Genomic DNA, 21,556 nt, shown 5'->3' on the forward strand with positions numbered 1-21,556 from the left:
GAACCCGGCTAGGGGGTTCCGCGGCCGAGCCGGTGTTGCAGGGCGCCGCACACCTCCCCGGCGGCGGTGACGAAGCGGTCGATATCGGCCTCGTCCACCACCAGCGGCGGCTGAATGCGCATGACCTGATTGGTGTTGGCGGTGATGAAGGTCAGGATGCGATGGTCGGAGCCGAGCGCGGACACGAACCGCATGCACAGCAGATCGGTCAACGCCCCCTCGACGGCCGCGCCCGCCTGCCGCAGGCTCTCGCGCACCGCGTCGGGCAGGGTGTCGGCGAGGTCGAACAGCCCGCCCGGCAGCCGGGTCAGCGCCTCCGACACCGCGGCCCCGGTCGCGCCCGCGAAGTAGCCGGGATCGAAGGCGATCGCGTTCATCAGGCCCACCCCGCGCGTCTCGGCGATGAAGTCGAACGGCGCGCACACCCGTTCCAGTCCGGCCCGCAGCCGCTTGCCGAGCCGGTCGGCGCGCGCCGAGAGTTCCTCGCCCACAATCACATCCAGGGTGGCCAGCGCGACGGCGGCGGCGAAGTTGCCGCCGCCGAAGGTGGAGGTGTGGGCGATGGCGCGGGTGGGGGAGGCGTAGGCGGCGTCCCAGACCTCCGCGGAGCTGAGCGTCGCCCCGATCGGCACCAGCCCGCCGGACAGGGATTTGGCCAGGCACAGGATGTCGGGCTCGACGAGCTGGGACTCGCAGGCGAACAGCGTGCCGGTGCGGCCCAGCCCGGTCTGGATCTCGTCCACGATCAACAGCGCCCCCGCCTCGCGGCAGATCCGCGCGGCGGCGGCGAGGTAGCCCGGCGGCGCGACGATCACCCCGCCCTCGCCCTGCACGGGTTCGACGATGAACGCGGCCGCGCCCGTGATCGCCGCCCGCAGCGCCGCCTCGTCGCCGAACGGCACCCGCTCGCAGTCGGGCAGCAGCGGCCCGAACCGGGCGCGATGCGACTCCCGGCCGGTGACCGACAGCGCGCCCAGGGTCTTGCCGTGGAAACTGTTGTCGGCGTACACAATTCGCGTGCGCCCGGTGGCGGCGCGGGCCAGTTTGAGCGCGGCCTCCACCGCCTCGGTGCCGGAGTTGCTGAGGAAGACCCGTTCCATCGCGCCCGGCGCGAGGTGACAGAGCCGTTCGGCGAGTTCGCCGGTGCGGGCGGGCACCGAGGTGTACTGCACGAAGGTGGGCTGCCCGCCGGTGAGGAAGCCGCGCGCCGCGCGGGTGACCGCGGGATGGTTGTGGCCCACGTTGAGGCAGCCGTAGCCCGCCACGAAGTCGAGGTACTCGGTGCCGTCCGCGGTGGCCAGCACCGCGCCGTGGCCCGCGGTGAACACCCGATCGATGCCGTGCACCGAATACATCGCGCCCACTTGCGGATTCATGTGCCGGGCGAAGCGCTGCCGGGCCAGCGCGCCGTCGCCGCCGACGGTGCGGGCCCGACCGCGCACGGCCGCGAACTCGGCGAGCCGTCCCGACGGCAACGGCCTGCCGAGCGCGGCCGGGGCGGCGACCCGGAAGCCGTGCCGCGCGGCGAGCGCGCCGATCTCCGCGACCCGCGCGATATCGAGTTCCCTTCCGAGGGAATAGGATTCGGCACGGCCCTCGAGCGCGAGCACGATGGTCTCGGCGAGGCAGCCGTTGAGCTGTTCGCTCAGCCCGAAGCCCGCGCCCAGCGCGGTGCCCGCCGCCATGAGACCGCCGTCGAGCAGCAGCACATCCGCGCGCGGCCGCTCCGCGCGGACCACGTCGCGGGGCAGCGCCACATCGATGACGACCGTGCCGGGCCGCAGCGCCGACTCGGCGATGATGCCGCCGCTCGAGGACGCGGCCAGCACGATCGACGTGCGGGCCAGGCAGTCGGCCAGATCGTCGGTGATCGTGACCCGGGCCCGATCCGGTTCGGGGAAGTCGGCGAGCAGCTGCTCCGGGTTCACCCGTCCTTTGCGGCAGGCCAGCACCACCGAGGCCCCGTCGGCCAGCGCGAGGGCGGCCAGGGCGCTGGCGATCGCGCCGGGCGCGCCCACCACCCCGATCACCGCGTCCTCGATCGTCTCGCCGAAGGCGTCGAGCACCTGGTGCAGCATGCGGTGCGCGGCGTGCACGGTGAGGGAGTTGCCGCTGGTGACCGGGATGTCGACCTGTTCGGCGATGCGCACGCCGCGATTGCCGATGATCGAGGTGGCCCCGCCCAGCCCGACGAGTTCGGCCCCGTTGGCGCGCAGCGACCGCACCTGCTCGACCACGTAGGCGACCGAATCCGATACCCGGCCCAGCAGATCCGGCGCGGTGTAGGGGATGTAGCGCACCTCGCCCGAACAGGTCGCGCCCGTCGGGGACACGACCCGGCCGAAGGAGGGCACCGGCAGGAACGGGGCGGCCGGACCGCGCCCGGCGCGGCCGGCGATGGTCGCGGTCAGCAGGGTGGCCGCGCGGATCATGTGCTGTTGGTCGGCCGAGACCGGATGCACCAGAAAACCGAATTTCACGTTGGCCTCCCACCCGGCAGCACACCCGCCAGAGACAGTGCGCGCTCGGACAATTCGTCGCGTTGCCAGCTGAACGCCGACATCATGGACAGCCCGTCGCCCTCGTTGTTGTGCCCGAGCAGCACGCTGTACAGGTCGATGCTGTGCGGCCGGGTCAATCGGTCCGGGTCGAGGTCGTCGAAGGACAGCACCCGGCGGTGCCGCACGCTCAGCTCGCCGACCGTGCGGTCCCAGTCGTCGTCGAGGAAGCCGAGCACGCCGGTCTGGGTGCCGATCGCGGCGAGCCGATGGCTCTCGCGGTAGGTGCGGATCACCGAGTGACCGCCGTTGACGAACCGGAAGATGCTCAGGTTGTGCGCGAACGGCGACCCGTCGACCGCGATCTGCTGCACCAGCGTCGGCACGATGTCGGGGGTGAGGGCCGCGGCGCCGTCGCCGATGAAGGCCAGCACATTGGTGTCGCGGCGGGTGATCACCCCGGGCAGCGCCTGCAAACCGTCGCCCATGAGCGCGCGCCCGAACCACCCCGAGTAGCCGACTGCGGTGCGGGGCAGATTGCAGGTGGCCGACAGGCCCGCGCGGCCCACGTCGTACACGCCGACGTAGTCGTAGTTCTCGTCCTCGATGAGCCGCACCAGCTCCGCGCGCAGGCGGCGGATGAAGTAGTTGATCGTCATCGGCCGGATCGGCAGCAGCCCGATCACATCCGAGCGGGAGTCGGTGGTGGACTCGATCGCCGCGCGGCGATGCGCGAGCACCCCCGGGTCGACGTCGACCCGATCGAGCAACGCGCGCAACGTCTTCTCGATGTGCCCGGTGACCACCGGCCCCGCGAAGGGGGCGCGGTCGCGCTCGTCGGATACCAGCTGCGCCGGGGCGAGCCGCCGCAGCGCGGGTTCGGAGAACGGGGTGTCGATCTCCGCGATCGGGGTGTCGACGAACAACAGCGCCTGGTCGGCGGCGGGCCGCACCCGGCCGTCGGCGTGCAGGTACTCGTAGACGCGCGACGAGTAGCCGTACAGGCTCATCGTGCCCAGGAACTCCGGCACCGGGGCGCCGCGATGGTAGGCGCCCACCGCGCCGGGCCGGGTCAGCGAATCCGCCAGCGCCATACCGGCTTTCGCGGCCAGCGCGTAGATCAGGTCGCGTCCGGTATCGGTGAGTTCGGCGGGCTGGCACAGCAGCCGCTTCGGTGCGGAGCCGAGCAGGCCCACCAGATCCTCGAAGGCGCTCGGGCGCACCTCGATCGGATCGGCGCGGGGCGGGACGGGCGCGACCTCGACCGGTTCGAGTTCACCGGAGACCTGGAGCACGTCGCGGGAGGCGAGGACGAGCACCGGTCCGCGCCCGGCCCGGAAGTGGGCGAACGCCTCGGCCAGGCCGCGCGGGATGTCGGCCGCGACCGCGATGTGCACCAGCGCGAAACCCCTGGCGCGCAACGCCGTTCGCGAATCCTCGTGCCGGTGGATGGTGCCCTGGAACGGATACCATTGTCCCGGACGGGAATCGGCGCAGACGATGAACCCCGGCGCCGCCGCGCGGTGCAGATTGGCGAGGGTGCCGCGGAACTCGTCGTGCATCCCGCTGGTGGTGACGATGAGGAACGGCGCGCGGTCCAGCGACCAGCGCGCCAGCGCCGAGCAGGCCAGGCTGTGCTCGCTCGGGCCGCGCACGACCGGATTGCCCTGTGCGCGTGCGTGTTCGGCGAGATCGTCGATGAACGAGGCGACCACCGAACCGGTGTAGTAGTGCAGGCCCCACGCGTCGCCCGCGCGCTGGTCGAGGAACGCCGCGAGCGCGGCGGCGACGGTGCTGCGGCCGAGGTCGGGCCGGAACCGGTCGGTGCGGTGCGCGTGCACGGAATCGGTTATCGCGCAGGCGATGTCGGCGGTGACGACCCAGTCCTGCGCGGGCCGCCAGCGCGGAGTGAACCGCTCCAGCGCGACGAACGGGTCGACGTGCGGATCGGTGTAGATCTGCACGGTCGTCGGGGAGGGCTCGAACTCGATCGTCTCGGGCAGCGCGGCCGCCAGCTCGGCGAGCCGCCGCTCCGGCACCGCCGGATCGGTGACGCGGTAGCGGTGGTCGGCGTGATCGACGACCAGCAGCGTCAGCACGGCCGCGTCGACGCCCGCGGCGGCCAGCGCGTCGGGGATCCGCTCGAGCGTGGGCGCCTCGACCAGCCGGAACGTGTCGTCGGGGGTGGCCAGGGTGAGGAAGCGCCGCGCCCGCGCGAGCACCTGCCGGTACTCCTCGCGGTCGGGTTCGGGGGCCGGTCGGGGACCGAACCGCGCCGATCCGGTGAGGTCGGTCAATGCGCGCGCGGCGGCCGCGGCTACCTGATCGTGATCGCTCACGATGACGATCAATCTGCATTGGGGTCGATTCGACGCGGGCAATAGCGACCTCCCCGATATCTGGTGCGGTGCGATTACGCCACCCACCGGTACGAGTGAACCAGTCCGCTCGGTCCGCAGTCAACCGTACCCGGAGGAGCGATTTTTCGAGTGAAAACTGAACGTTTTCGAATTCGACGGGCCCGCGTCTGTCCAGCCCCATTGACCGGGGGCAGGCCGATCGGAAACCGCGGGACCGCGACCGCGTGCAAACTCGGTAACCCACCCGTAGCAACGGTGTTGATCATTTCGCCGTCGCGGCCCCGCCGACCAGGCTCTCGCTGGTTCTATAACGGTTTAACCCATCGATTTCGACCGAGGAGTAAGAAACGTCGGAATGGTGCCGCGGACCGGGCGGCAACGCATGGGGAACCATATATCAAGATCGCCGGACTACCGTAAACAGACCTCGCTGTCCAGCGTTGACACGTTCTTCGAGATGGCAGTACCGTGATCGAAGTCCGGCGTCCCATGGTCCGGGGGAGACTCGAATCCCGAGTCGGCCAATTCAATCCGTGTCCGGCAGACAACGCCGTCAGCAAATCCTCCGGCACATTCCGGCGCATTTCACTGTTGATCGAAAAGGGGCTGATCAGTGATTACTCTCGAAGAGGTCGAAACCAAGATCAAGCAGAAGCTCAAAGGGAATTTCCCGGCCGGTCTGGTGCTGACCGCGGAGACTCCTTTGCAGGACCTCGGCCTGTCCAGCCTGCAAACCGCCGAGATCGTCTTCGAAATCGAAGAGGACTACGAGATCGAATTCGATCCGGCCCGGGCGGCGGACGTCAAGACGCTGGGCGCGCTGGTCGATCTCGCCAATGAGATCCTGGCCGAGAAGTACCCCTCGGAAGAGGAGGTGCCTCGATGAACGGTCGCGAACACTACATCTATATCCTCGTCGCGTCCCTGTTACCGTTCGCGGGCGTGCTCGCGGCGATGGTGCTGCTGTGGAATTCCCTGGTCGGCCCGTCCGATATCGCGGTCTTCGTCATCATGAGCGTGATCGGCGGATTGGGCGTCTCCATCGGATATCACCGGCTGCTGTCGCACCGCTCGTTCAAGACCTACCGGCCGATCAAGATATTCTTCGCGACCGCCGGGGCCATGGCCGGGCAGGGTCCGCCGCTGATCTGGGTGGCCCACCACCGCCGCCACCACCGGGTGGCCGACAAACCGGGTGACCCGCATTCGCCGTATTTCGACGATCAGGTCGGGATTCGCGGAGTTCTCAAGGGACTGTGGCATTCCCATCTGGGGTGGCTGTTCGACAAGGATCTGAGTTCGGATCCGGTGCGCTACTGCCCCGATCTGTGCCGCGATGCCGATATCCGTTTCCTGTCCATCCGATTCGTGCCCGTGGTGCTGGCCGGACTGCTGCTGCCGGGCGTGCTCGGATTCGCGTTCACCGGCGGCACCCTCGCCGGATTCCTCACCGGAATCCTGTGGGGCGGTCTGGTGCGGATGTTCATCGGCAATCACGTGACCTACGCGGTGAATTCGATCGGCCACTACTTCGGGCACCGCCGCTTCGACACCGCGGACGAATCGCGCAACGTGTTCTGGCTGTCGCTGCCGTCGTTCGGCGAGTCCTGGCACAACAACCACCACGCGTTCCCGCGCTCGGCACGGCACGGATTCCGTTGGTGGGAAATCGATCTCAGCGCGATCACGATCTACACGCTGGAGAAGCTGCACCTGGCCTGGGACGTCGTGCGCATCGACCCGGAGAAGGTGCGGATGCGCGCCGACGGACTCACCCGCGTGGGCAGCGGCCGCGCCGCCCCGCATCAGCCCTCGCGCCCGCTGGCCGAGCGGGGGCAGGCGAGCACGAAGGATCTGGCCCCGGTCGACGTAGCGGATGTCGAATGAGTCTGTGGCAGCGACTGATCGCCGACGCGCGATCCTACGATTCGTGCGCCCGGTTCTGGGTGGACGGCGGCTACACCTCGGTGCGCTGGGGTGACCTGGTCGCCGAGGCCCAGCGCACCGTCCCGGCGCTGCGGCGGCTCGGCGTCGGGCCGGGCGCGCGCGTCGCGGTCGTGCTCGCCAACGGCCCGGGCGCGGCCCGGGCCCTGGCGGCGGGCTGGATGTGCGGGGCGGCGGTGGCCTCCCTCCCGGTCCGGGTGCCCGGCACCGACCCCGAGGGTTACGCCGAACACCTGCGCACCATTTGCGACCACCTGGAACCCGTTGCGCTGCTGGCGGATTCGGCCACCCTGGCCGGGCTGCCGCGGCCGCTGCACCCGACGGTCCCGGCGCACGCGTTCGAGGACCTGGCCGCCGACGGCGACGCGGTGGACCCGACCCCGCCCGGCGACGACGAGGTGGCGTTCATCCAGTACTCCTCCGGCAGCACCGGAACACCCAAGGGCTGCATGCTGACCCCGCGGGCGATCGCGGCGCAGCTGGACATGCTGGCGCGCCTGACCGCCGCAGAACCCGGCGAGACGGGCGCCACCTGGCTGCCGTGGTCGCACGACATGGGCCTGTTCGGCGGGCTGCTCAGCGGCTGGTGGAACGACGTCACCACGTATTACTCGACGCCGCAACGGTTTCTGATGTCCCCGCGCACCTGGTTCGAGGACATCGCCCGCTACGGCGCGCACTACACCGCGGGCAGCCCGACCGCCCTCCAGGTCGCCGCGCGGGTCACCGCGCTGCGCGCCAGGACGCTGCCCGGATCGCTCGCGCAGCTCAAGGCGGCCATCATCGGCGCCGAACGGGTGCACTGGGAGGTGCTCGAGGCCGCGGTGGCCGACCTCGGCCGCTTCGGGCTGCGGCGGCAGGCGCTCATGCCCGCCTACGGCCTGGCCGAGGGCACCCTCGCCGTCACCGCCACCCCGATGAGCGACGAACCCCGGTTCGTCGCCATGGATTCGGTGGCCCTGGCCGCCGGTCGGCTGCGCCGGGTCGATCCCGACGCCCCGGGCGCGACCAAGGTGGTGAGCGCGGGCACGGTCTGCGACGGCATGGAGCTCATCGAACCCCGCCCCGGCGGAGATCGCCTGGCGCCCATCAGGTTCCGTTCGACGTCGCTGGCCACCGGCTACTACGGCGACCCGGACCGGACGCGGCGGCAGTTCGTCGACGGCGTGTTCGACACCGGGGACCTCGGATTCGTCGTGGACGGGCACCTGTATCCGGTGGGCCGCAGCGACGACATGATCTCCATCGCGGGCCGCAACGTGTATCTGCGCGAGGTGGAGAAGGCCATCGAGGAGGCGGACGAACTGCGGTTCGGCTGCTCCACCCTGGTCGACGCCCAGCTCCCGGGCCGCTCGCGGCTGACCCTGCTGCTCGAAACGGGCGGCGCGCGCATCGATCACGACGCGGTGGCCCGCCGCGCCGCGACCGCCGCCATGTCCGCCGCGGCGCTGACCCTCGACGAGTGCGTCTTCCTGCGCCGCAACGCGCTGCCGCGCACCCCCAGCGGCAAGATCCAGCGGCACCGCTGTCGGCAGCTGCTCGCCGAGGGCGGCTTCGCGGCGGTCGCGACCGTGCAACTCCAACAGTCGGAGGCCGTATGAATTCCCCTGCCGCACAACGGAAACGACATATCCTGGTGACCGGCCCGTCCGGGGTGATCGGCCGCGCGCTGGTCGCCGAGCTGGCCCACCATCACGTCACCGGACTGGTGCACTCCGACACCGAACTGCCCGAGGTGGCCGAGGTCGTGCACGGCGATCTGTCCCGGCCGTGGCTGGGACTGACCGAACAGCGCTGGCACGAACTGGCCGAACGCACCGACGTCGTCGTGCACTCCGGCGCGCTCACCACCTGGGGGCAGGACCGCGCCCGCTACCAGGACATCAATATCGACGGCACCGCGCGGGTGATCGACTTCGCCCGCCGCGCCGGGGCGCCCATCCACTATCTGAGCACCTGTTTCGTCCACGGCATCGAACGCACCGGGCTGGCGGGCGTCGCCGCGGACAATGTGGTGCGCCCGTACGTGTGGTCCAAACTCGAGGCGGAGAAGTTGCTCGCCGCGAGCGGGGTGCCGTACTCGATCTTCCGGCCCACCAACCTGGTCGGGGACTCGCGCACCGGGGCGTCGAGCCGCCGCCAGATCGTGCAGGTGATGTCGGAGTTCATCTGCCGGGGCAAGGCGCCGTACCTGCCCGCGCATCCGACCAATCTGCTCGACTTCGTGCCGCTCGACGTGACCGTCGAGGCGGTGGTGCGGGCGGTGGACGCCGACGATCTGCGCGGCCAGATCTATTGGCTCACTTATGGTTCGGAGGCTATGACGGTGCCCGAGGGCCGGGAGATCCTGATCGAGCACGCCGCCTCGCAGGGCCGCGATCTCGGGGAGCTGACCATCGTCGATCCCCGGCGGCCGCTGCCGGTGCCGCTGGCGGAGCTGCATCCGCTGACCCGGTCGTTCATCAAGGTGCTCATCGACGTCAGCGAGATGACCTTCGAGGCGGGCGGCATCCTGCCCACCTCGAAAACCGAACTGGGACAACGCCTCGGCGTCGAGTTCCCGTGCGACCGCGACGCCTACCGCAACAGCCTGAAGTTCTGGGCGAACGAATCCGCCTCCGCGACCGCGACGAAGGGGAGCTGACCATGACGACGAGCGGAAGCTGGCAACCACCGGATCTGTCCGGGCGGGTGGCCCTGGTGACGGGCGCGAGCCGCGGCGTGGGCCTGGGAGTGGCGCTGGCGCTGGGCGATTGCGGCGCGACGGTGTACGTCACCGGGCGCAGCACCCGCGACGGCGGCAGCACCGAGGGCATCCCGGGCACCGTCGACGACACCGCCGAACAGGTCACCGCGCGCGGCGGCAAGGGCATCGCGGTGCGCTGCGACCACACCGACGACGCCGACAACGCCGCCCTGTTCGACACGATCGCCGCCGGCACCGGCGGGCGGCTGGATCTGCTGGTGAACAACGCGTGGGCGGGCTACGAGCGGTTCAGCGAGGAGGCGCCGTTCCACGCGGCGTTCTGGAAGCAGCCGATGTGGCGCTACGACCTGTTCGCCGGATCGCTGCGCGGACAGTTCGCGGTGAGCCGCCTCGCCGCGCCGCTGCTGATGGCCGCGCCCGCCGGGCTGATCGTGAACGTGTCGTTCACCGACGGCGAGGTCTACCTCGGCCAGACCCCGTACGACATCGCCAAATACGGCTCCGACCGAATGGTCGTGGGGATGGCCTACGACCTGCGCAAGACCGCGGTCACCGCGGTCGCGCTGCACCCGGGGTTCGTGCGCACCGAACGGGTCGCGGGCGCGTGGGATCTGGTCGGGGAGGGCCCGGCCCAGATCGCGCACTCCCCGGAGTACGTGGGCCGCGCCGTGGCGAGCCTGAGCGTGGACCCCGACCTCGCCGACTACAGCGGACAGCGGCTGGCCGTGGGCGATCTGGCGACGAAATACGGATTCGACGACGTCGACGGGCGGCGGCCGCCACCGTTCCGGCTGGAGGGCTCCATCACCCTCGCGGCCCGGATGGAACGGCTCGGTCGGATCGCGCGCACCGGTCCGGCCCCGGCTCGCGGAGGTGCGAAATGACCACCGGCACAGACTATCTCGGCGCCTCCACGGAGGCCATCCAGCATCACTACGACGCGGGCAACGAGTTCTACCGGCTCTGGCTCGACCCGAGCATGACCTACTCGTGCGCGCTGTGGGAGGACGGCGACACCCTCGAACGCGCCCAGCAGCGCAAGCACGACTACCTCGCCGTCGGCGCGCACGCGCCCGGCGCTGAGCGCGTGCTCGACGTCGGCTTCGGCTGGGGCGCGATGGTGCGGCGGCTGCGCGACACCCACGGCGTGCGGCACATCACCGGATTGACCCTCAGCGCGGCGCAATTGGCGACCACGGCCGCGTGGGCCGACGAGCGCTGCGATCTGCGGCTGGAGAACTGGAACGCCCATCGCCCCGACGCGCCCTACGACGCCATCGTGTCGATCGGCGCGATGGAGCACTTCGCCAACCTCGGCATGAGCCGCGAGCGCAAGATCGACGCCTACCGGCAGTTCTTCACCCGCTGCCGGGAGTGGCTGGTCGAGGGCGGGCGGCTCGGGCTGCAAACCATTGTGCGCGGCCACAATACGAACGCCGACTGGTCGATCCAGCGCGAGATGATCCGGGTCAACCGGTGGATCTTCCCGGAGTCGGAGGTGCCGTGGTTCGCGGAGGTGTTCGCGGCCAGCGAGGGCCTGCTGGACGTGGTGAGCGTCCGCAACGACGCCCCGCACTACGCCCGCACCTGCGAGGTGTGGCTGGACCAGCTGCGCGCCCGCCGCGCCGAGGCCGTGGCCCTGGTCGGCGAGGAGACCGTCGAACGCTACGAACGCTATCTGCTGGTGTCGATCGAGGTGTTCCGGCGCAGGCACGCGGGCCTGGCCCGAATCATCTTCCAGCGCTGCTGATTTCGAGAACGGACGAGATATGCCCACAGGGATCCGAGACGTCGGCAGCTATCTGCCCGGCCCGCCCGTCCCGGCGACGTTCTTCTTCACCGAGGAAGAACTGGCCAGCCCGATCGCCAGCAATCCGCTGTTCAAGGCGCCCGCGACCCGTCATCACGTGAACGGCGAACGGGCCGCGGAGATGATCGCCGCCGCGGCGCGCCCGATGTTCGAGCGGCTGGGGACCGAACCGGCGGGGTCGGTGGACCTGCTGATCACCAATGTCATGCTGCCCGACCATCCGATCACCGGATCGGGCGCGGAGACCGCCGACCTGCTCGGCTGCCGCCCGCGGTGGATCATCGACCTGCACAACGGCGGCTGCGCGTCGTTCGGGTACATGCTGAAACTGGCCGACACCATGATCGCGAGCGGGGCGGCGCGCACGGCGCTGCTGTGCAATGTGCAGAACGGCGCGGGGCAGTTCTTCGCCCAGCCCAAGGTGCGCAAGAGTCCGTACGCGGCGGTCGCCGGGGACGGCTGCGGGGTCGCCTACCTGAGCGCGGGCGGCGGCTCGGAACTGTTGGGCGCCAGCGTGATCCACGCCCCGGAGTACGCGCGGGACCTGGGCCTGACCGGCACCCGCAAGTACTGGGCGCCGGGCACCGAGGAGCTCATGGTGAGCTTCCCGCAGGACAAGCTCGGCGACATCATCGCGCGCGGCAACCGGCTGGTGCCCGAGGCGGTGACCGATGTGTGCAAGCAGATCGGGGTGGCCACCGAGGACATCGACGTGCTGATCACCAATCAGCCCAACAAGATGTTCCTGGCGAACTGGCGCCAGGCCCTCGGCGTGCCCGAGGAGCGGCACATCGACTCCTTCGAGGAGTTCGGCAACCTGTACACCGCCGGGGTTCCGGTGACCTTCGACCGCGCGCTGCGCGCGGGCGCGGTGTCCGACGGCGATCTGGTGGTGTTCGCCGGATTCGCGCACGCCGGGGACATGGCCTCCGCGGCCGCCGTCCGGTGGTGCGGATGACCCCGGCCGCGTCAGCCGATCGGGCGGTCGAGGGTGAGGTAGGTGTCGCGCAGCACCCGGCGGCCGTGCTGCCGCGCGGTGACGGCCACCAGCGCCGGATCCCCGGTGCGGTGCACCGTCACCGCCAGCGCCGCGCCGGGCAGCACCGGCAGCGCGAAACGCGTTCGGGAGCCGACGAATTCGCCGTCCACCCCGGCGTCGGCGAGGATCCGCCGCGCCGCCGCCCACACGATCGCGTAGGTGGCCATGCCGTGCAGCACCACGCCCGGCAGCCCGGCCGCGCGCGCGACGGCCGGATCGAGGTGGATCGGATTGCGGTCGCCGGTGGCGTCGGCGTAGCGGGCGGCCAGTTCGGCGGGCAACCCGATCTCGAAATCGCCCAGGGCCGCGCCGATCTCGGGTCGCGGCGGCCGGGTCACGGCCCGATGCACCCGGGGCAGGTCGGGCATGAGCACGGTGGCGTGGCCGACGGTGTCGGCGATCCACACCTCCAGCACGAGCGCGGGCGCCGGTCCGACATCGACGAGCGCGCCGATGCGCGCGCGGATCTCGACACTCTCGCCGATCCGCGGCGCGGCCCCGAGCCGCACGGTCTGCTCGGCGTGCACGAGCGTCGGACCCGGGCGGCCGAGGTGGCGAGCGCGCAGTTCCTCCAGGGCGGGACCGGCGAGCGCGCCGACCGCGAACAACGGCGGCACGCCGCCGCCGGTGCCGAATTCGGCTTGCAGGGTGGCCGCGGCGTAGGCGCGGACCTGCCCGGCGGTCACCGTGGCCGTGGTCGCGACGAACGGAGTCGGCGTATCGAATTCCATACCTGTTACCCCAGCGCATCTTTCGGACGTGTCCCGACCATGGTGAACGAGGAGACCCGGTGACATCAACAGCTCAAACCAATTCCACGACAACGGATTTCGATTCGGTCCGCAAGGCGGTGCGGGCCGCGGTCCCCGCCCTGCGCACCAACGGCGTGCAGGCCGAGGCCGAGCGGCGGCTGCCCGAGGCGACCCTGCGGCTGCTCGAGGAGGCCGGGGTGTTCCGGGCCGCGGTGCCCGAACGGTTCGGCGGGCTGAATCTGCCGGTCGCCCAGATCTCCCAGCTCCTCGCCGAGATCGGTCGCGGCTGCGGCTCCGCGGCGTGGGTCGCGAACTCCGCGACCGCGGGCGCCTACCTGGCCGGGCTGCTGCCCGACCGCGCGCAGGAGGAGGTGTTCGCCGACACCGACACCCGCTTCTCCATCAGCGTCGCGCCGACGAGCATGTTCACCGAGGCCGACGGCGGCGGCTACAAGCTCAACGGGGCGTGCCCGTTCGCGTCCGGATGCCGCGGCGCGGATTGGAGTTTCATCCCCGGCGCGCTGCAACGCGCCGACGGCAGCTGGGGGCAGCTGCTGGCCGCGGTGCCCACCGCGCAGCTCATGATCGTCGACGACTGGCAGGTCAGCGCCGCCGCGGGCACCGGCAGTGCGACGATCACCGCCGCCGACGTGTTCGTGCCCGACCATCGGGTGATCACCATCGAGCAGATGCTCTTCGGCGGCGACCCCAGCCGCGCCAACGCCGCCGCGCCCGGCCGCGTGTACTCGTTCATGAGCCTGGTGCTGATCGAGGCCGCCGCCGCCATCGTCGGCACCGCCCGCGGCGCCTACGATCTGCTGCTCGAGCGCGTGCCGGGCAAGGCCGTCACCTACACCACCTGGTTCGATCAGGCCCAGTATCCGATCACGCAGGTCCAGATCGGCACCGCCGCAAGCAGACTCGCCGCCGCCGAGGGGCTGGTGGAGCGGTGCGCGGCGCTGTTGCAGGAGCGCGCCGACGCGGGCGTGGAGCCGACCGTGGACGAGAAGCTGGCCATCCGCGGCCACACCGGGTTCGCGGTGCGGCTCGCGCGCGAGGTGGTCGACGAGTTGTACACCGCCGCGGGCGGTTCGGTGATCCGCACCAGCAACCACTTCCAGCGCTTCCACCGCGACGTGCTGGCGTTCGCCAATCACGGGCTGGTGCAGCCGGGCATCGGCGCGGAGGCGTACGGCCGCAGTCTGCTCGGGCTCGAGCCCACCACCCCGCTGCTCTGAGGAAGGGACATCCGATGACCGACATCGCACCGGCCCCCACCGGCACCGCGGTGAAACACGAGATCTATTGGCGCGAAACCGAATCCGTGACCCCCGGCGCGCCGCTGCGGGAGGACCTCCGCTGCGATGTCTGCATCGTCGGCGGCGGCTACACCGCGCTGTGGACCGCGCACTTCCTGAAGAAGGCCGATCCGCGGCTCGAGATCGTCATCGTGGAGGAGGACTACGCCGGGGCGGGCGCGTCGGGGCACAACGACGGATTCGTCACCCCCACCATCGGGCACAGCCTCGGCGCGCTCGTGCACCGGTTCGGCGCCGAACGCGCCAAACTCGCCTACGCGGCGGTGGGCAAGTCGATCCTCGAGCTGAACCGGTTCTGCGCCAAACAGGGCATCGACGCGGAATTCGAATCCGCGGGCTACTACCAGGTGGCGTCGAACCCCGATCAGATCCGGCTGCTGGAACGCGACCTCGAACTGGCCGCGCGGCTGGGCGCGCAGTCGGGCCTGGACCTGCTCGACCGCGCCCGGGCGCGGGACCGGATCGGCTCGCCCGCCATCGAGGCGGCGGTGAAAGTCGGTGGCGCGCTGATCAATCCGCACCGGCTGGCGCGCGGGCTGTTCCGCGTGGTGACCGCGCTGCCGGGGGTGTCGCTCTACGAGCAGACCCGGGCGCTGGCGGTGGAGCCGGTCGCGGGCGGGCATGTGGTGCGCACCCCGCAGGCGGATGTGACCGCGACCAAGGTGCTGTACGCGACCAACGCCTACCAGCATCAGTTCGCCGAGTTCCGCCGCAAGGTGGTGCCGGTGTGGAGCTACGCCGCGGTGACCCGCCCGCTGACCGACGACGAGTTGGGCGCGGTGCACTGGCCGGAGCGGGAGGGCTTCGTGGAGGCGGGCAACTTCATCGTCTTCGGCCGCCTCACCGCCGGGAACCGGCTGCTGTTCGGCGGCGGGCGCGCGCACTACCGGTTCCGGCGCGATATGGACGTGCCCCGTAATATCGACAACCCGGACGCGAGCGAGGCGCTGCACGCGGTGCTGCGCCGGTATTTCCCGATGTGGCAGCATGTGCCGTTCACCCACACCTACGGCGGCTGCGTGGCCATCACCCGCGAGGTCGTCCCGCACGTCGGCGCGCTGGGCGACGGCCGGTTCTACGCGCACGGCTTCTGCGGCAACGGGATCGCGCTCACCCACACCACCGGCAAGGTGCTGCGGGATCTGATCCTGGGCCGCGACACCTCCTACAGCGATCTGCTGTTCGTGCACGGCAAGGAGAAGCCGTTCCCGCCGGAACCGCTGGCGTTCCTGGGCGCGGGGGCGCTGTCGTCGGTGCTGGCCGCGCAGGACCGCCACCCGCGGCTGATCCGCAGGCAGATCGTCTGAGCGACCCCGCGGCCGCGACCTCTCATCGAAGGGCACGAGGATGAACGACTCGCCGGAAACCACCACGCCGACTTCGGATTTCGCGCGCCGCGTCGCCGCGGCGGCCCCGAACGACCGGTTCGGGGTGTGCCTGGATCTGGTGCTCACCGAGACGGCGGCGCTGCTGGGCTGCCCGCCGCACGAGGTGTCGCCGGACCGCGCCTACCGCGACTATGGCTACAACTCGCTGGCCGGGCTGGCGCTCACGGAGAACCTGAAGGCGTCCTCCGGCATCGATCTGCCGCTGACCATGCTGTTCGATCAGCCGAATCCGAGCGCGGTCGCGCGGTATCTGCTCGAATGCACCGGGGTGGCCGAGACGGTCGCCGAAACGCCCGCGCCGCAACCTATTCCGGCCGCCGCGGGCGACGACGACGACCGGATAGCGGTGGTCGGGATGGCGTGTCGGTATCCGGGCGGGGTGACCTCGCCGGAGGGGCTGTGGGAGCTGGTGGCCGCGGGCGGCGACGCGATCGGCGAGTTCCCCCGGGACCGGGGGTGGGATCCGGACGCGCTCTACCATCCCGATCCCGCGCATCCGGGGACGAGTTCGTCGCGGTCGGGGGGCTTCCTGCCCGACGTGGCGGACTTCGATCCGCAGTTCTTCGGCATCAGCCCCCACGATGCGATCGCGATGGATCCGCAGCAGCGGCTGTTGCTGGAGGGCACCTGGGCGCTGTGCGAGGACGCCGGAATCGACCCACAGGCGTTGCGCGGCAACCCGATCGGGGTGTTCCTCGGCGTGTGCGGCAGCGACTACGCCTATCTCACCCGGCCCGCGTCGGCGGGGCTGGAGGGCCGGTGGGGGCTGGGCCAGATGAGCAGCGTCGCCTCCGGGCGGGTGGCCTACACCTTCGGGTTCACCGGGCCCGCGCTGACCATCGACACCGCGTGCTCGTCGTCGCTGGTGTCGGTGCATCTGGCCATGCAGTCGCTGCGGCGCGGGGAGAGCACGCTGGCCGTCGCGGGCGGGGTGCAGGTGCTGGCCACGCCGAGCCTGTTCATCGAGTTCTCCCGGCAGCGCGGGCTGGCGCCGGACGGGCGGTGCAAATCCTTCGCCGACGCCGCCGACGGCACCGGCTTCTCCGAGGGCATGGGCCTGCTGCTGCTGGAACGGGTGGGCGACGCGCGCCGCAACGGGCACGAGATCCACGCGATCCTGCGCGGCTCGGCGATCAACTCCGACGGGGCGAGCAATGGCCTGACCGCGCCCAACGGGCCCGCGCAGGAACGGGTTATCACCGCGGCGCTCGCGGACGCCGGATTGGGCGCGGGTGACGTCGACGCGGTGGAGGCGCACGGCACCGGAACGATGCTGGGCGACCCCATCGAGGCCAACGCCATCCTGGCGACCTACGGGCGGGGCCGCTCCGCCGAGCGACCGCTGTGGCTGGGGTCGATCAAATCGAATATCGGGCACACCCAAGGCGCGGCCGGGGCCAGCGGGCTCATCAAGACCGTGATGGCGTTGCGGCACAACACGCTTCCCCGCACGCTGCACGTCGACCGGCCCAGCCGCGCGGTCGACTGGAACGCCGGGGCGGTGGCGCTGCTGACCGAGGCGCGGCCCTGGCCCGCCGACCCGCGACGCCCACGGCGCGCGGGGATCTCGGGCTTCGGGGTGAGCGGCACCAACGCGCACGTCATCGTGGAGGAGGCCCCGGCCGTAGACGCGCCGACACCGCCCGACCGTTCGGAGGACGGGCCGCTGCTGTGGGCCGTGTCGGCCCGCACGCCCACGGCTCTCGCGGAACAGGCCCGGCGGCTGGGGGAGTGGCTGGATTCGCGGCCCGAGCATCCCCTCGACATCGCCCACAGCCTCGTCACGACGCGCGCCCAGCTCGAGTATCGCGCCGCGGTGATCGGTTCCGGCACAGCGGAATTGCGGGCCGGACTGGCGGCGCTCGCCGAGGGGCGCGGGGGCGGGTCGGTGGTGTCCGAGCGGATCCGGCTCGACGGGCGCTCGTCGGCGGCGCTCATGTTCCCCGGCCAGGGATCGCAGTACGTGGGTATGGGAACCGAACTGGCGCAACGGTTCCCGGTGTACGCGGCGGCGTACGAGCGGGTGTGCGCGGAACTCGACCGGCATCTGGACCGGCCCCTCGCCGAGATCGTGGCGGGAGAGAAGGAACTGCTCGATCAAACCGGGTACACCCAGGCCGCGTTGTTCGCGGTGGAGGTGGCGCTGTACCGGCTGCTCGAATCCTTCGGCGTGCGCCCGGCGTACCTCATCGGGCATTCGATCGGCGAACTGGTGGCCGCGCATGTGGCCGACGTGCTCGATCTGGACGACGCCTGCCGTCTCGTCGCCACCCGCGCGCGGTTGATGCAGGCGTTGCCGAGCGGCGGGGCGATGATCGCGCTGGAGGCGACCGAGGCGGAGGTGTCCCCGGATCTGAGCGGGCGGGTGGCGCTGGCCGCGGTGAACGGTCCCGCGGCGGTCGTCGTCTCCGGCTCCGAGGCCGAGGTCACCGCCGTCGCCGAGCGCTGGGCCGCGCGCGGGCGACGCGTCAAACGGCTCACCGTCAGCCACGCCTTCCACTCGCCGCTGCTGGAACCCATGCTGGCCGACTTCGCGGAGGTCGCCGCGACGGTGACCCCGCGCGCGCCCCGAATCCCGGTGGTGGCCAATGTGACCGGCGCGCCCGCCGACGATTTCGGCACCGCCGACTACTGGGTGCGGCACGTGCGCGGCACCGTGCGGTTCGGCGACGGCATCGCCTGGCTCGCCGACGCGGGCGTCGACACCTTCCTCGAGGTCGGCCCCGGCGGGGCGCTGTCGGTGCTGGCCCGGGAGGGCCTGGCCGAGATCGGCCACACCGCTCTGGTCCTGCCCACCCTGCGCGCCCGCCGCCCGGAGGCCGCGACCGTGCTGACGACGGTGAGCCGCGCGCACGCCACCGGACTGCCCGTCGATCTCGCCGCGACCCTCCCGCCGGGCGGCCGCCGGGTGCCGCTGCCGACGTATCCCTTCGAGCACCAACGGTTTTGGGTCGATCCCCGCCCCGAGGCCCCGGCCACGCGCGGTGTCACCGCCACCCCGCATCCCCTGTTCGAGGGCGCGGTGGAGTTGCCCGACGGCGAACGCCTGTTCCTGGGCAACTGGTCGGTCGCCGAGCACCCGTGGCTCGCGGATCACACCGTGTTCGGCACGGTCGTCGTCGCGGGCGCGGCGCTGGTGGAGATCGCCGCGCACCTGGGTCGGCTGCTGGGTTTCCCGGTCGTGGAGGAGTTGACTTCCGAAGCGCCGCTGTGGATTCCGCCCGACGCGGCGGTGGCGGTCCAGGTGCGCGTCCGCGTGATCGACACGACGCGCCGGTCGCTGACGGTGCACACCGACGCGGGCGACGGCTGGCGACGGCACGCCTCGGCGACGGTGCGGGCCGACGACGCGCGGCGGGAGTCGCCGACGGCGAATGGTGTTGTCCGGCAGGGTGAGACGTTCGCGGTGCCTCCGGAGGCGGAGGAGGTGGACATCAGGGGGCTGTACGCGCGGCTGGCCGAGCGGGGGCTCGGGTACGGGCCGAGTTTCCAGCGGCTGCGGCAGGTGTGGGGGCACGAGGGGGAGGTGTACGCGCGGCTCGAACCGGAGCCCGGCGGCGAACTCCTCGTGCATCCGGGCACCGTGGACGCCGCCTTCCACGCGGCGTTCCTGGCCCGCTCCGACGACGAGACGGCGTGGCTGCCGTTCGTATGGTCGGGCGTGCGGATCGCGGCCGGATCGCCGAAGACGCTGACGGTTCGGTTGTCGGCGGCGGGGCAGGACGCGGTGGGCATGACCGCGGTCGACGAGTCCGGGGCCGTCGTGATGTCGGTGGACGCGGTGATCGCGCGCCCGGTGTCGGTGGCGCAGCTCGCGGCGGCTCGGGAACCGGACGCGCTGTACGGGCTGGTGTGGGAGGCGGTCGAGGACGCCGTCACCGGTGCCGTTCCGCCGGTGGCCCTCGTGGCGGACACGGAGGCCCTGCCGACGGATGTGGGCGTGGTGCTCGTGGATATCGGTGCGGGGCTTCCGGAACCGAGTGCGGATGTGCCGGGTGAGACCGGCGAGGTCGTCGCCCGCGCCCTGCGACTGATTCGGGAGTGGTTGTCCGACAGCGTGTTCGGGTCGTCGCGGCTGGTGTTCGTGACGCGGGGCGCGGTCGCCGTCGACGCGGGGGATGCGGTCGATCCGCGGGCGGCGGCGGTCTGGGGGCTGGTGCGCAGTGCGCAGAACGAGCACCCCGGGCGGTTCGGTCTCGCGGATGTGACGGGGGCGATCGACATCGAGGGCGTCGGGCGGGTCGTGGGTTCGGGGATCGACCAGTTCGCCGTGCGCGGTGCGACGGTGTTCGTGCCGCGCGTGCGGCCCGTGCGAGCGTCGGGCGAGTCGTCGCCGTGGCGCGGGCTCGACGGCCGGGTGCTCATCACCGGCGGAACCAGCGGGCTGGGCGCGACGGTGGCCGAACACCTTGTGGCACAGGGGGTTCGGCGGTTGACCCTGGTGAGCAGGCGCGGTTCCAGCGCGGACGGGGTGACCGAGCTCGTGGGGAGGTTGACCGGGAGCGGGGCCGACGTGGACGTCGTGGCCTGCGATGTGGCCGACCGGGATCGGGTCACCGAGTTGATCACCGATATCCGGGCCGGGGACGGTCTCGCGGCGGTGGTGCACGCGGCGGGGGTGCTGGACGACGGGGTGGTCGAGGAGCTGACCGGTGACCGGCTCGCCCGGGTGCTGCGCCCGAAGGTCGACGCCGCCTGGCATCTGCACGAGGCGACGGCCGATCTGGATCTGACGGCGTTCGTGCTGTTCTCCTCGGCCGCCGGGGTGCTCGGCGCGCCCGGACAGGCGAATTACGCCGCCGCCAACGCGTTTCTGGACGCGCTGGCGATCGCGCGGCGGCGGCAGGGACTGCCCGCGGTGTCGATGGCGTGGGGACTGTGGGCGCAACCCAGCGGGATGACCGGGGAGCTGTCCGCCGCCGACAAGGCGCGGCTGGCCGCGACCGGCGTCCAGGAACTGGACCGAGCCGACGGGCTGCGGCTGTTCGACGCCACCGCGCGGTCGAACAACCCCGTGGTCATCCCGATCCGGCTGAACCTCGCCGCACTGCGCACGCCCCGAGTCGCGGTGCCGCCCATCCTGTCCGGTCTCGTACCGCGCGACGAGTCCGCACCCGCCGCGGGCGCCCTCGCCACCCGGTTGGCGGAACTCCCACGCGCCGAACGCCTTCCGGAGCTGCTGCGCCTGGTATGTGCCGAGGTCGCCAGCGTGCTTCGCTACCCGTCGCCGGACGCGGTCGATCCCGAACGAGCCTTCACCGACCTGGGATTCGACTCCCTCGCCGCCGTCGAACTACGCAACCGCCTCAATTTCGAAGCGGGCCTGACCATCCCGGCCACCGTCGTCTTCGACCACCCCACCCCCGAGGCCATCGCGCACTACCTCGACGCCCGCCTCTTCCCGGCGCCCCCCGACCCCGAACCGACCGACCCCGCCGACGAATTGGACAGCATGGACGCCGAGGCGCTCGTGCGGCTGGCGCTGGCGGAGGACTGAGCGAATGAACCCCCGCCGACGACCCGGACAGCATGAACGCGGAAGCGCCCGTGCGGCTGGCGCTGGCGGAGGAGTGAGCGAATGACCCCCCGCCGACGACCCGGACAGTATGGACGCGGAAGCGCTTGTGCCGCTGGCATTGGCGGGGAGTGAGCGACCGAATGATCCCGCCGACGACCTGGACAGCATGGACGCCGAGGCGCTCGTGCGGCCGGTGCTGGCGGGGGAGTGAGCGAAGGAGC

Annotated in this window: 14 protein-coding genes; 11 read left to right on the forward strand and 3 right to left on the reverse strand. The window is 71.5% G+C overall.

Annotated elements, in window-relative coordinates; genetic code table 11:
- Nucleotides 1-8 precede the first annotated feature (8 nt).
- Both ACFYTQ_RS07170 and ACFYTQ_RS07175 read right to left on the reverse strand, forming a co-directional pair.
- Entirely contained in the window at nucleotides 9-2,480 is a 2,472-nt protein-coding gene (locus ACFYTQ_RS07170; RefSeq protein ID WP_387357754.1) for an aminotransferase class III-fold pyridoxal phosphate-dependent enzyme, read from the reverse strand.
- Nucleotides 2,477-4,837, reverse strand: coding sequence for a hypothetical protein (locus ACFYTQ_RS07175; RefSeq protein WP_387357756.1), 2,361 nt, complete (start codon nucleotides 4,835-4,837; stop codon nucleotides 2,477-2,479). Before ACFYTQ_RS07175 ends, ACFYTQ_RS07170 begins: the two co-directional genes overlap by 4 nt.
- 634 nt (nucleotides 4,838-5,471) lie before the next feature.
- On the opposite strand from ACFYTQ_RS07175, the gene ACFYTQ_RS07180 reads away from it, so the two are divergent.
- The 7 genes from ACFYTQ_RS07180 to ACFYTQ_RS07210 are packed head-to-tail and all read left to right on the forward strand — an operon-like array spanning nucleotide 5,472 to nucleotide 12,277.
- Nucleotides 5,472-5,744: an acyl carrier protein gene (locus ACFYTQ_RS07180; RefSeq protein WP_387357758.1), complete on the forward strand. Its 273-nt coding sequence runs from the start codon at nucleotides 5,472-5,474 to the stop codon at nucleotides 5,742-5,744.
- Complete coding sequence (locus ACFYTQ_RS07185; protein ID WP_387357760.1) at nucleotides 5,741-6,745, forward strand: acyl-CoA desaturase; 1,005 nt, start codon at nucleotides 5,741-5,743, stop codon at nucleotides 6,743-6,745. The genes ACFYTQ_RS07180 and ACFYTQ_RS07185 overlap by 4 nt, the downstream gene beginning before the upstream one ends.
- A complete protein-coding gene (locus tag ACFYTQ_RS07190) occupies nucleotides 6,742-8,403 on the forward strand; it encodes an AMP-binding protein (protein WP_387357762.1) in 1,662 nt (553 codons plus the stop codon). Before ACFYTQ_RS07185 ends, ACFYTQ_RS07190 begins: the two co-directional genes overlap by 4 nt.
- A 35-nt stretch (nucleotides 8,404-8,438) precedes the next feature.
- Complete coding sequence (locus ACFYTQ_RS07195; RefSeq protein ID WP_387357764.1) at nucleotides 8,439-9,446, forward strand: SDR family oxidoreductase; 1,008 nt, start codon at nucleotides 8,439-8,441, stop codon at nucleotides 9,444-9,446.
- Nucleotides 9,447-9,448: 2 nt separating this feature from the next.
- The gene (locus ACFYTQ_RS07200) at nucleotides 9,449-10,393 is read left to right on the forward strand and encodes an SDR family NAD(P)-dependent oxidoreductase (protein WP_387357765.1); all 945 of its coding nucleotides are present in this window, start codon (nucleotides 9,449-9,451) and stop codon (nucleotides 10,391-10,393) included.
- Nucleotides 10,390-11,259, forward strand: coding sequence for a class I SAM-dependent methyltransferase (locus ACFYTQ_RS07205; RefSeq protein ID WP_387357767.1), 870 nt, complete (start codon nucleotides 10,390-10,392; stop codon nucleotides 11,257-11,259). The genes ACFYTQ_RS07200 and ACFYTQ_RS07205 overlap by 4 nt, the downstream gene beginning before the upstream one ends.
- 19 nt (nucleotides 11,260-11,278) lie before the next feature.
- Nucleotides 11,279-12,277, forward strand: coding sequence for a 3-oxoacyl-ACP synthase III family protein (locus tag ACFYTQ_RS07210; protein WP_387357769.1), 999 nt, complete (start codon nucleotides 11,279-11,281; stop codon nucleotides 12,275-12,277).
- Nucleotides 12,278-12,288: 11 nt separating this feature from the next.
- Here ACFYTQ_RS07210 and ACFYTQ_RS07215 read toward each other — a convergent pair whose 3' ends face one another.
- Complete coding sequence (locus tag ACFYTQ_RS07215; RefSeq protein ID WP_387357771.1) at nucleotides 12,289-13,089, reverse strand: MaoC/PaaZ C-terminal domain-containing protein; 801 nt, start codon at nucleotides 13,087-13,089, stop codon at nucleotides 12,289-12,291.
- Between the two features lie 59 nt (nucleotides 13,090-13,148).
- Here ACFYTQ_RS07215 and ACFYTQ_RS07220 point away from each other — a divergent pair, with 59 nt between their 5' ends.
- From ACFYTQ_RS07220 to ACFYTQ_RS07235, 4 genes are all read left to right on the forward strand, one after another.
- Nucleotides 13,149-14,348, forward strand: coding sequence for an acyl-CoA dehydrogenase family protein (locus ACFYTQ_RS07220; protein WP_387357773.1), 1,200 nt, complete (start codon nucleotides 13,149-13,151; stop codon nucleotides 14,346-14,348).
- Nucleotides 14,349-14,362: 14 nt separating this feature from the next.
- Entirely contained in the window at nucleotides 14,363-15,736 is a 1,374-nt protein-coding gene (locus ACFYTQ_RS07225) for an NAD(P)/FAD-dependent oxidoreductase (protein WP_387357775.1), read from the forward strand.
- A 40-nt stretch (nucleotides 15,737-15,776) separates the two neighbouring features.
- Nucleotides 15,777-21,314 (forward strand): type I polyketide synthase, encoded by a 5,538-nt coding sequence (locus ACFYTQ_RS07230; RefSeq protein ID WP_387357777.1) that lies wholly within the window; start codon nucleotides 15,777-15,779, stop codon nucleotides 21,312-21,314.
- A gap of 109 nt (nucleotides 21,315-21,423) precedes the next feature.
- Nucleotides 21,424-21,546 carry a hypothetical protein gene (locus ACFYTQ_RS07235; RefSeq protein ID WP_387357779.1) on the forward strand — a complete coding sequence of 41 codons (123 nt, stop codon included), beginning with the start codon at nucleotides 21,424-21,426 and terminating at the stop codon, nucleotides 21,544-21,546.
- The last annotated feature ends 10 nt before the right edge of the window (nucleotides 21,547-21,556 follow it).

The sequence above is a fragment of the Nocardia sp. NPDC004068 genome, assembly GCF_042874315.1.
Taxonomy (GTDB): Bacteria; Actinomycetota; Actinomycetes; order Mycobacteriales; family Mycobacteriaceae; genus Nocardia.